This is a genomic window from Methanoculleus sp. DTU007, assembly GCF_001512385.1.
In the GTDB taxonomy this organism is placed as follows: domain Archaea; phylum Halobacteriota; class Methanomicrobia; order Methanomicrobiales; family Methanoculleaceae; genus Methanoculleus; species Methanoculleus thermophilus.
Genome location: NZ_LFRO01000074.1, coordinates 40,483 through 50,979, shown reverse-complemented (window position 1 = coordinate 50,979; position 10,497 = coordinate 40,483). Strand labels below are relative to the sequence as shown.

Annotated in this window: 13 protein-coding genes; 8 read left to right on the top strand and 5 right to left on the bottom strand. The window is 59.6% G+C overall.

Translation table 11 applies throughout. The features are described from left to right. Both ACI94_RS08280 and ACI94_RS08275 read right to left on the bottom strand, forming a co-directional pair. Positions 1-614, bottom strand: a 614-nt coding sequence (locus ACI94_RS08280; RefSeq protein WP_286681294.1) for a DUF3795 domain-containing protein, incomplete at its 3' end; no start/stop codon positions are given. A gap of 9 nt (positions 615-623) precedes the next feature. Further along, positions 624-1,124, bottom strand: coding sequence for a shikimate kinase (locus tag ACI94_RS08275; RefSeq protein WP_066955804.1), 501 nt, complete (start codon positions 1,122-1,124; stop codon positions 624-626). Positions 1,125-1,311: 187 nt separating this feature from the next. Between ACI94_RS08275 and ACI94_RS08270 the strand changes: the two genes are divergently transcribed. Together ACI94_RS08270 and ACI94_RS08265 are read left to right on the top strand one after the other, a co-directional pair. After that, the gene (locus tag ACI94_RS08270) at positions 1,312-1,533 is read left to right on the top strand and encodes a hypothetical protein (protein ID WP_066956906.1); all 222 of its coding nucleotides are present in this window, start codon (positions 1,312-1,314) and stop codon (positions 1,531-1,533) included. Positions 1,534-1,865: 332 nt separating this feature from the next. Then, entirely contained in the window at positions 1,866-2,216 is a 351-nt protein-coding gene (locus ACI94_RS08265) for a rubredoxin (RefSeq protein ID WP_066955801.1), read from the top strand. A gap of 236 nt (positions 2,217-2,452) precedes the next feature. Here the strand turns inward: ACI94_RS08265 and ACI94_RS08260 are convergent, their stop codons facing one another. Further along, positions 2,453-3,202 (bottom strand): hypothetical protein, encoded by a 750-nt coding sequence (locus tag ACI94_RS08260; RefSeq protein ID WP_286681293.1) that lies wholly within the window; start codon positions 3,200-3,202, stop codon positions 2,453-2,455. Positions 3,203-3,298: 96 nt separating this feature from the next. Between ACI94_RS08260 and ACI94_RS08255 the strand changes: the two genes are divergently transcribed. Further along, positions 3,299-3,445: a hypothetical protein gene (locus tag ACI94_RS08255; protein WP_161937568.1), complete on the top strand. Its 147-nt coding sequence runs from the start codon at positions 3,299-3,301 to the stop codon at positions 3,443-3,445. A 136-nt stretch (positions 3,446-3,581) separates the two neighbouring features. On the opposite strand, the gene ACI94_RS08250 is transcribed toward ACI94_RS08255, so the two are convergent. Then, on the bottom strand, positions 3,582-4,451 hold the full coding sequence (locus tag ACI94_RS08250) for a UbiA family prenyltransferase (protein ID WP_066955790.1): 870 nt from the start codon (positions 4,449-4,451) through the stop codon (positions 3,582-3,584). 231 nt (positions 4,452-4,682) lie between these two features. Here ACI94_RS08250 and ACI94_RS08245 point away from each other — a divergent pair, with 231 nt between their 5' ends. The 3 genes from ACI94_RS08245 (at position 4,683) to ACI94_RS08235 (ending at position 7,127) form a co-directional block, all read left to right on the top strand. Next, positions 4,683-4,955, top strand: a complete 273-nt coding sequence (locus ACI94_RS08245; RefSeq protein ID WP_066955788.1) for an ACT domain-containing protein — start codon at positions 4,683-4,685, stop codon at positions 4,953-4,955. A 9-nt stretch (positions 4,956-4,964) separates the two neighbouring features. Continuing rightward, on the top strand, positions 4,965-6,329 hold the full coding sequence (locus ACI94_RS08240) for a PFL family protein (RefSeq protein ID WP_066955785.1): 1,365 nt from the start codon (positions 4,965-4,967) through the stop codon (positions 6,327-6,329). 117 nt (positions 6,330-6,446) lie between these two features. After that, positions 6,447-7,127 carry a hemerythrin domain-containing protein gene (locus tag ACI94_RS08235; protein WP_286681292.1) on the top strand — a complete coding sequence of 227 codons (681 nt, stop codon included), beginning with the start codon at positions 6,447-6,449 and terminating at the stop codon, positions 7,125-7,127. Positions 7,128-7,228: 101 nt separating this feature from the next. On the opposite strand, the gene ACI94_RS08230 is transcribed toward ACI94_RS08235, so the two are convergent. Then, a complete protein-coding gene (locus ACI94_RS08230) occupies positions 7,229-7,981 on the bottom strand; it encodes a CPBP family intramembrane glutamic endopeptidase (RefSeq protein ID WP_201784938.1) in 753 nt (250 codons plus the stop codon). 152 nt (positions 7,982-8,133) lie between these two features. On the opposite strand from ACI94_RS08230, the gene ACI94_RS08225 reads away from it, so the two are divergent. Together ACI94_RS08225 and ACI94_RS08220 are read left to right on the top strand one after the other, a co-directional pair. Further along, entirely contained in the window at positions 8,134-8,973 is an 840-nt protein-coding gene (locus ACI94_RS08225) for a class I SAM-dependent methyltransferase (protein WP_066955780.1), read from the top strand. A gap of 49 nt (positions 8,974-9,022) precedes the next feature. Next, a complete protein-coding gene (locus ACI94_RS08220; protein ID WP_066955777.1) occupies positions 9,023-10,489 on the top strand; it encodes an RNB domain-containing ribonuclease in 1,467 nt (488 codons plus the stop codon). The last annotated feature ends 8 nt before the right edge of the window (positions 10,490-10,497 follow it).

The window sequence follows — 10,497 nt, the reverse complement described above, 5'->3', positions numbered from 1 at the left end:
ATCCGGTGAAGAACCTTCGACCTCGCCCTGATATCAAGCCCCCCGGACTCTTCTTTTGCCCGGGAGAGCGCTTCCTCAAGTTCTCCAGGTTCCAGAACGGTTGCAGCGATGCAGTAGTAACTCTTCGAGCGGCCTTCGTTGAAGTTGTTCAGCATCTCCTCAAGCAACAACCCCCGCCGCTCCTGAATCTTCTGGAATTCGGATACCCCGTGCCGGGAGATGAACGAGATATCCGCCTCGAGCGTCTGGTAGCACTTGAAAGAGTCGCGTACTTTACCGGCTTCCCTGTGGTTTTTCCACTTCTCGCACGTCTCGCTCTCGTCGCACTCCCAGCAGAACTCGATCCCCCTCCTCTTCACGGCGCATCTGATGAACGGGCAGCCGACGGCCATCCTGGTCGGACTCTTGCACCCGAAACACCTGCTCTCCGCTTCAGTGTTGTACATGGGGCAGAGCCGGCAGGAGAGCCCGCAGACGCCGATCTCGGGATACTCGATATGCATGATCGTTGTTACCTGCGATATCTCGCCGGATATCTCGTACGGTAGCGCCGCGTGGGTTCTGTAACCTTCGACCACGGCACTAAGCCCGGGCTCGAAGGGGGTATCCGGCATCCCCGGATCTCACAGCGCCTCGAGCACGCTTTCAAGAACGGACTCAAGATCCCGGCCCGAACACGGGGCGGTGAGGTCGGCATACCTCTCATAGAGCGGGACACGCTCTTCGTACATCTCGCGGAGGCTCTGGCCCGGAAGGAGCAGGATCCCCCGTGTTGTGATGTTCCTGAGCCGTTTTACCATCTCGTCGTATCCGATCTTGAGGTACACGACCACCCCTATCGATTTTAAGTGCGCCATCGCAGCCTCGCTGCAGACCACGCTCCCGCCGGTCGCGATCACCGCACGGCGAGGGTGGAGGGAGAGAATCGTCTCCTCCTCGATCCGCTTGAATGCATCCGGCCCGTCCTGATCGAGGATCTCCTGGAGTTTCCTCCCGGTCCGCTCCTGGATCAGGATATCCGTATCGATGAACTGCATGCCGATGGTTTTTGCAAGGACGACGCCCACGGTGCTCTTCCCCGCACCGGGCATCCCGATGAGGACGATGTTCTTCCGATGATCCATGCTGCTCCCGGGACCCTTTATTGATATCCTTGTGGGATTTCAGGAGAGATGAAGGTTGTTTGACAAATTGTGCAGCCGTCCGACATGCCTACCGCACCCATAGCCCAGAATGTGCGTCGGGCTGTATCACAACCCTGCAAGGGAGAAGGTATTTTATCGAATATCGATGAACGGCGCTCGATCGAGCATGAGTGCAAGACAGATTGCAGGGACAATTATCGGCGCATTTATGGCTTTTCTCGGCCTGCTGTGGTTCCTGCAGGGCACAGGAATCCTCCGGATCCGTCCGATCCTCTGCATCGCAAACTGCGAGGAGATCGTCGGCCCATCCCCGTCCTGGGCAGCTTCCGGAGCGATTGTTTTCGTTGTCGGGACCATCCTCGTTGCCGTAAGCGCGAGGCGGGCCTGAACACCAGAGGCAGGCAGCTCGAAATACCTGGGCGCAACAGGAAACCCCTGATCGAAAAGACGTCATGAACTGCTCGTCCGTCCGGCCACCGGGTTCCTGACGGAGCCTTAGCGATGCGAGGGTGCGCTGGCCGGACAGGATTCAGGCGCACCTGAACCGTCGGCCCGAAGAGGGTGATCGCCTTCCCGGGCGAGGTTGAACGAAGTGAGGTATCGGGCGGGGTCGGCAGTGGCTAGTGCCCGGCGCTGTTCTTCTCTGCCTATACATAGCTTTATCATAACCTTTGCCATATGCGAAGTCGTTGTATCCAGAGCGATACAGAGGAGAGGGCTATGGGAAAAAAGGCTCAGCCGTATAAATGTGTTGTGTGCGGGTACATCTATGACCCCGAGCGGGGAGAACCGCACCAGAGTATCGTACCAGGGACTGCGTTTACGGACCTTCCTGCTGACTATGCCTGCCCGGTATGTGGAGCCGGAAAGACCGCCTTTGAAGCCCTTGCTGCGAGGTCAGGGAGGTATCTGTGCGTCGTCTGCGGTTACATATACGATCCCGAACGGGGAGAACCCAAGAACGGCATCGCACCCGGCACTGCGTTCCAGGATTTGCCGGATGATTATATCTGCCCGGTCTGCGGGGTCTATGCCAAGGTTGGCAAATCTGCCTTCGTTGCAATGGAATGATCCATCAGTTTAACTATTTTTAGAATTCATCAGCTGGATGCGGCGAAAAATCCTGTCAAAAATGCCTCTTTTGTAAAAAATGTAGATATCATCGCTGAACCGCTCGATGACCGCTCTCGGGTTCCCGTTGCTGTCGTAAGTGTTCGTCCTGAAATTCACAACGATAGGGAGGCGCTCCCGGAGACGGGTGCCGGGCCGCCAGAGCAAATTCCAGAGGCGGCCGGCACACCAAAAAATTATTTCCCGAATCGCTCCGGGAACTGCTGCACAATCCCATCTGATAGCGTATCCGAGAGATCGAGAATTTGATCGTAGATCTCATCGTAGGCTTCGATATCAGCGGTGTAGTTTCCATTTACGCGTGCAACGACTTCATCGTTCGTCATCGCCAGGTGCATGTATAGCGCTTCCCTTATGGCCGATTCTTCGAAGTATGGATTCAGATCAGCAAGGAATACAGCGATCTCATCTGCATTCTGGTTCCACCGCGCCGAATCGGCTTCCACCTGTGATGTGTTCTCCGCCTTCACAGCCTCAATGATATCAACCGCAATCAGGATATGCTCCTTTAGCAATGCGGTCAGGTTATCCCCGGCCTCCTCTCCGTAAAAGGGCTTGATGGCATCGCCAATATCCTCCTGATTCGAGAGGAGCCGTGCTGCGGTGGCATTGGTATCCGGAGCGTCCTCAAGCGATGATATGATGTACATACGTGTCCAGACAACATGCTCGGTCCATAGCTTGTCCATGGCTGTCCTGAGTTCGAACTCCTCCAGGGAATAGACCAATGGGGCGGTAGTATTATTCATTACAGAAGGTTGTGTCTGCTGCGCCGCCACACCGGATGTAACAGCCAGCAGGGCAAGACAAACGCAGACAAACCCTCTCAAAATAACTCTTTTCCTCACAGCGTGATCCCCTCCTTTGAGAGCGTGCCCATAACACGCCGGATATTTATGCCTATCTGAGGCGGTGCCGTGTTGCATAAATCCAGTCCTCTGACCCAAACATAGAGGATGCCGGATACGTTCGCACGCTTTGGAGCCGGGTATCGCCCTCTGCTCGACAGGGTGGCGCCTGGAATGTTCGAACAGGCGATTATCGATGCCGGGACCTCGTTCGAGCTGGAAGTGCAGGCACTGCTGGAATGGAGGTTTGGCGAGGCTGAGGCAGAGCGCATCACACAACCGGCTCTCGCCGTCATCGGCAGCAAAACGAGATGCGTTTAGGGGGAGGGACACCAGCGGCGTTCGGCCCCGGCACGGCCGCACACGCGTTCGCCGCAGACGAGCTGGTCAACTCAAAGAGCAGGAGCCCGCGTTCGGCTAAGTTTGCAGCCCGGGTTGCTGTCAGTTCCGGAGGCTCTCAGGAGGGCCCTATAAGGATCCGGTAAATAACCAGCGCAATCACGAAGGCTCCCCACGAGAGATAGAGCCGCCGGACCTGCATACGGCCCTCTTCGATTGAACGGTCCGTGAGAAGACGGACGGTGCACCGGATCATCCAGAGATCCAGGATGACGGCAAGGAGCAGGTACCCGTACCCGAACCAGCCGGTGAAGAAAGGAACCAGGGTCAGCAGAAAGAACGTTGCAAAAAGGATGCCTGCGGTCCGGAGCGCGAACTTCCTGCCCCTTGTCTTCGCAAGGCTCTGCGAGGCTTGCAGGCTATCTCCTTCAAGATCCATGGCATCGGACGCGATCTCCTCGCCGAGGTCGAAGATGAATGCCAGGACCCCAAAGAGCAGCACGGGGCCGCTCACCGCCCCTACCGTTATCCCCCCGGTAACGATGGTCATGCCGACGCAGAATGCGACGACAAGGTTGCCTGCGAGGCCGTAATCCTTTATTTTGACATTGTAGAGTAGCGAAACAAACCAGAGGAGAATGACAAGAGCCAGCACTGAAAGACCGAAGAATGCAGTGGCAACAAGCCCAAAGAGGGTGGAGATAGAGAACAGGCCCCAGAGTTCGTGTGTGGTCACCCTCCCCGAGGGAAGAGGGCGGTCTCGCCGATTGATCCGGTCGACTTCCCGGTCGAAATAATCGTTTGAGATATTTGCTGCCCCTGAAATGCAAAAGAGCATGATAAAACCGGCAAGGGCCATCTCCGGCGGGGGCATCATTCCAAGGGCAAGGACCAGTCCGGCCACGAGGAAGAAACCGGCACCAAAGGCCAGGTCAAGCCGTATCAGTTCGGCAAATGCCCGCGCCTTTATTCCGATGCCGGATACCATACGAGATACTGATCCGCTGCAAACGTATTTGGACTATTCTCCGGGGATCGGGGGGCCCAAAATGGCAACTGCAATCCCAGGCGGTCAGGTGATGATCTCGGATGCGAGGAGTGGTCGGCCCAAAGGAGTAACCATACCTCCTCAGTTTCAGGGAGGGCCGACCAGTTCCTTCCATATTGTTAGAACTGGATTAATCCCTGGGGAGAGCCAATACCATAACAGGGCAAGAGCATGAGTAAGACTATCATTACTGTCGTCGGAAAGGACGCCATCGGGATCATCGCGAAGGTCTGCACCTACCTCGCCGATAACCAGGTCAATGTCGAAGATATTTCGCAGACGATCGTCCAGGGCTACTTCAATATGATGATGATCGTCGATACAAGCAGGTCGTCAAAACCGTACGCCGAGATGGTGACCGAACTCGAAGAACTCGGCGATGCGATCGGGGTCAAGATCCGGTGCCAGCGGGAAGAGATCTTTACGAAAATGCACCGAATCTGAGGTATCGCCATGGTCACGTTCTTTGAGGTGAACGAGACAAATCAGATGATCGAGCAGGAGAAGCTCGATGTCCGGACGATCACGCTCGGCATCAGCCTCCTCGACTGCTGCGACGCCGATCTCGACACCCTAAACCAGAATATATACGAAAAGATCACCCGGCTGGCAAGAGACCTCGTCTCGACCGGGAGGGAGATCGAGATCGAGTACGGGATCCCGATCGTGAACAAGCGGATCGCCGTGACCCCCATCGCACTGGTCTGCGGGCGGGCCTGCGAGACTCAGGAAGACTTTGTAGAGGTCGCAAAGACGCTCGATCGGGCTGCACGGGACACAGGGGTGAACTTCATAGGGGGTTACTCGGCGATCGTCTCGAAGGGCATGACCCCGATCGATGAAGCCCTCATCCGCTCGATCCCGGCAGCCCTCGCCTCGACCGAGAGGGTCTGCAGCTCGGTCAACGTCGGCTCGACAAAGACCGGGATCAACATGGACGCCGTGAAACTGATGGGGGAGATCGTGCGGGAGACGGCCGAGGCGACGAAGGAGCAGAACTCCATCGGCTGCACGAAACTGGTCGTCTTCTGCAACGCCCCCGACGACAACCCGTTCATGGCGGGAGCGTTTCACGGGGTCTCCGAGGCGGACGCGGTCATCAACGTCGGCGTGAGCGGCCCGGGGGTCATCAAGCACGCGCTCGAGAGCGTCCGGGGAGAAAACTTCGAGGTCCTCTGCGAGACTGTCAAGAAGACGGCCTTCAAGGTCACCCGCGCCGGGCAGCTCGTCGCCCTGGAGGCCTCGAGGCGGCTCGGGATCCCGTTCGGGATCGTCGACCTCTCCCTCGCTCCGACACCCTCCGTCGGGGACAGCGTCGCCGGGATCCTCGAGGAGATGGGGCTTGAATCGGCCGGTGCACCGGGGACGACGGCCGCGCTTGCCCTCCTGACCGACCAGGTGAAGAAGGGCGGGATCATGGCAAGTTCCTTTGTCGGCGGACTCTCGGGTGCGTTCATCCCGGTCAGCGAGGACCAGGGGATGATCGATGCGGTGAACCGAGGCGCCCTCACGCTCGAGAAACTCGAGGCGATGACCTGCGTATGCTCGGTCGGCCTCGATATGATCGCGATCCCGGGCGACACACCTGCCTCGACGATATCCGGGATCATCGCGGACGAGGCCGCGATCGGGATGATCAACAATAAAACCACTGCTGTCAGGCTGATCCCGGTGATCGGGAAGAATGTCGGCGATATCGTCGAGTTCGGGGGGCTTCTCGGCCGCGCACCGATCCAGCCGGTGAACAGGTTCGGCTGCGCCGACTTCATCAACCGCGGCGGACGGATCCCCGCACCGGTTCATAGCTTCAGGAACTGAGTGGCGGGGAGAGTCAATCTCTTTTTCTCCAATTTGGTGACGGCATACGCAGACGGATGCCGAACCCATGGTTTTAAGGCGTATGCACTCAAGGGAGGTCACCCCGGGGTGGCAAAAATGGTCCGGCAGACCGACCTGTACACATCAATTCACAAAGCCCACCGCTATGCTCTCTACACGATGGCAATTCAAGCCGGGAGGACCGATTATAGCGAGGAGAGTTCATTGGAGAGGCTCAACGACCTCCTTGCGGCGTTTCGAGAGCAACTCCGGATCCATATAGAGGCTGAAGAGACGTTCATCCACCCCCTTTTGTCGAGGCGGATTCCAGGAGGGGCGAGAGATCTGGAGGAAGAGCACCGCCTGCATTCCGAGCAGTTCGAGAACCTGATAAATCATTTAGAGGAGATCAGGGCCCTGCCTGAAGACTTCGAGAGGCTTGGGGAGATAGGTCTAGAGCACTACCGGGCCTTGAACAGGTTCATCGCAGGGTATCTCGCCCACCTCGATAGAGAGGAAGAGGATATTCAGCCCGCGTTGTGGAGGCCGGCCACCGAGGACGAACTGCTGGGAGCTCTCGGTGGCTACCTGAGCGGCATGCGGGATATCACTCCAGAAGATGCCGGATATCTGCTCAAGATCATGGTCCCGGCATACGATCCTGACGAGCTCCGCACAGTCTTTGAACGAGCGGAGGGCGCCCCGAAAGAAGCGAGGGAAATGCTCTATGCACTTACAGAGAGCATGCTGAGCACCAAGGAGCTGGCGGCCGTTAAAAAGCGTTTCGAGGAGAGATAGCACCCCGTTCAACCCTAGACCCATCCCGCCAGGCGCAATGCCGAGAAGGCGAGGTAACCGATTCCGGGTGCCGGTGGATATTACTTACTCCACGGGTCAGCTCAGCCATACCAATAACGGGCCAGGGTCTCTGGACCCCACAGGAAGACCACAACCGCGGCCATGAGAGCCAGGATGGGGCCGACCAGGACGGGATCATACCGGAAGCCGTAGTCGGGAACCGAACCCATGTTGATCATGGCATGGAAGAGGATCATGCCAAAGACGCTTCCCCCGGTGTTATTGTAGATCCAGACCATGAGGACGCGTGCCATCACCGTCGCAAGGCACTGGCCCGCCACCCAGAGGGGCGGATGCAGGAGGGCGTAGGGTACGAGGTGCCACAGGGCCCAGACCGCCCCGAGGATGACGCCCGCAGGGAGAGCACCCCACCGCTCCTGCAGCGGATCGAGGGCGTATCCCGACCAGCCCACCTCTTCACCGATCGCGAGGATGAAGAAGGCCACAAAATAGACGGGTATCATCAGGAGCGGAAACTGCAGACGGGGGATGGATTCGCCCATCAGTCTCATCAACCCATACTGCAGGGCCATCGCTGCCGGCATCAGGAGAAGGATGGGGATGTACCAGACCTTTCGCCGGATCCTTCTGTAATCAAAGGTTCTCTTCCACAGGCGCCGCACACCGCTCAACCCCTCCTCCCGGCTGGTGAGGATCGAGGCCGCGATGAAGGGATTAAAGACCATGAGAAGGCTGTACGGAGGAACGAGACGGAGCAGGTATACGGGAAGGGAGAGCAGAAAGACCAGCAGGAAGAAGAGCTCCACAGACCTCGTTCTTCTGGCAGTCTTCATCGGCACCACTGTCCTGCAAGGAGCGGTTCACCCTACATAAGGCTACTCCCGCCAGGATGATCGGCCGGCATCAGCCCGGTACGGGGGCTGCTCTGTGGCCAGAGAGGGACAGATCCCGAGTGTTTATGCCGCTCCGGGGAGAGTGAACATTCATGCATCGGATCATCGACTGGAACGAGCTCTGGAAGGCAATATACTCAAGCTCGCCCGAACGCGTCGAGAAAGGGCGCGATCCCGCAGCCCACTGGGACAGGCGCGCCGCATCCTACCAAAGGGTCAGCCGCGACGAGAAAGAGGCGACCAAGCAGGAACTCGCGATCCTTCGGGTGCGGCCGGGCGAGACCGTACTCGATGTGGGCGCAGGAACCGGGAGGCTTGCCGTGCCGATCGCCCGGACCGCCGCCCATGTTACGGCACTCGACCCCTCGGAGGGGATGCTCTCCATCCTCCGGGAGCGGATGGCGGCGGAGGGGCTTACAAACTACTCCACGGTCACGATGCGCTGGGAGGAGACCGTGATCGGGAGGGACGTCGAGCCGCACGACGTCGTCATTGCGGCGTTCTCACTCGGGTTCTACGATCTTGCAGCAGCTCTGGAAAAACTCGACGCTGCGGCCCGCCGGGCGGTCTACCTCTTCTGGCACGCAGGCGAGTGGCGGGGCCCCGAGGAGATGGCGCTCTATCGAGCGGTCTTTGGGGAGGAGGCGGCTGCCGGACGGGGCTACCCGGACTATATCTACCTCGTCAACATCCTCCACGACGCCGGGATCTACCCGAACGTCCGGATCTATCACGCCGTCTGGGATGCGGTCTACGACTCCGTCGAAGAGGCCGCCCGGACCTGGGCGGCGATGCACAACCCAGGGATGGAGGACCTCTCGGTGGTCGTGGACCACTTTGGCCGAACGCTTCGCCGGACCGAGTCCGGGAAGTACGTCGAGAGGACCGTCCGGCCGACCGCGGCGGTCTGGTGGGAGAAAGAGGTGGGGTGACCGGGCGCACTTCATCTCCTATATATGCCATAAAAGAGATCTTCACACGATGCAGGACCAGCCCCCCGTCAATCTCAAGGGCATCGCGTGGACGGCGATGCAGCAGTACGGCTTTGCCCCGGCATTCCCGCCGGCTGTCCTCCGGGAAGTTTCCGCTCTTAGCGAAAAAGCGCCTTTTGACCCGGGCGGCAATCTCCGGGATCTCCGCTCGCTCCTCTGGTCCTCGATCGACAACCACGACTCCATGGACCTTGACCAGATCGAGGTCTGCGAGGAGGGGCAGGGCGGGGAGATCCACGTCCGGGTCGCGATCGCCGACGTCGACTCCCGCGTCCCGAAAGACTCGGCGACCGACCGGCACGCCGCCCACAACGGGACATCGGTCTACACCGGTGTGACGACGTTCCCCATGCTCCCCGACCGGTTCTCGGCCGACCTCACCTCGCTCCTCCCCGGCCGGGAGAGACTGGCGATCGTCATCGAGTATACCGTCCTCCCCGACGGGAGCACGAGACCCGGCGAGATCTACCGGGCGATCGTCGCAAACCACGCAAAGCTCGTCTACGAAGAGGTCGGCGACTGGCTGGAAGGGAAGGGGCCCGTCCCCAGCACAGTCGCAGAGACGCCGGGCCTCGAAGAGCAGATCCTCCTCCAGCACGAGGCTGCGGTACGGATGAGGAGGCGCCGGACGGAGAGGGGGGCGCTCGCCCTCGAGACAATCGAGGCAGAACCGCTCGTGGTGGACGGCCAGGTCCGGGGGCTTGTCGTCCAGGAGCAGAACCTTGCCCGGTGCCTCATCGAGGAGTTCATGGTCGCGGCAAACGGCACCATAACCGCATTCCTGAACGGTGCCGGTCTACCCATGATCCACCGGGTCGTCCGCACACCGAAGAACTGGGACGGGATCGTCCGGGAAGCGGCGGATCGCGGTGAGGCCCTGCCGGCTGAGCCGGACGCTCGAGCGCTCACCAGGTTCCTTCTCCGGCAGAAAACAGCCGACCCCGACCGCTTTCCGGACCTCTCTCTTACGGTCGTGAAACTTATGGGGGCAGGGGAGTACGTCGCGTTCCGGCCCGGCGACCAACCGATCGGCCACTTCGCCCTCGCCGTCACCGACTACACCCACGGCACCGCCCCGAACCGGCGCTACGTCGACATCATCATCCAGCGGCTGATCAAATCGGTCATCGAGGGGGATGAATGCCCGTATACCGGTGAAGAACTCGACGACCTCGCCCTCCACCTCACCGACCGGGATAAGGCATCGCAGAAGGTCGAACGCTTCGTCCGGAAGGCTGCGGCCGCAGTCCTCCTCCGGGAGAGGATCGGGGAGACGTTTGAGGCGTTCGTCACCGGGGCTTCGGAGAAAGGAACCTACGTTCGGCTGATCGACCCGCCGGCCGAGGGAAAAGTGGTCCTCGGCGAGCAGGGGCTCAGGGTCGGGCAGAGGATCCTGGTCCGCCTGCTTTCGACCGACCCCTACAACGGTTTCATCGACTTCGCACGCACCCGGTGAGGGGGAAA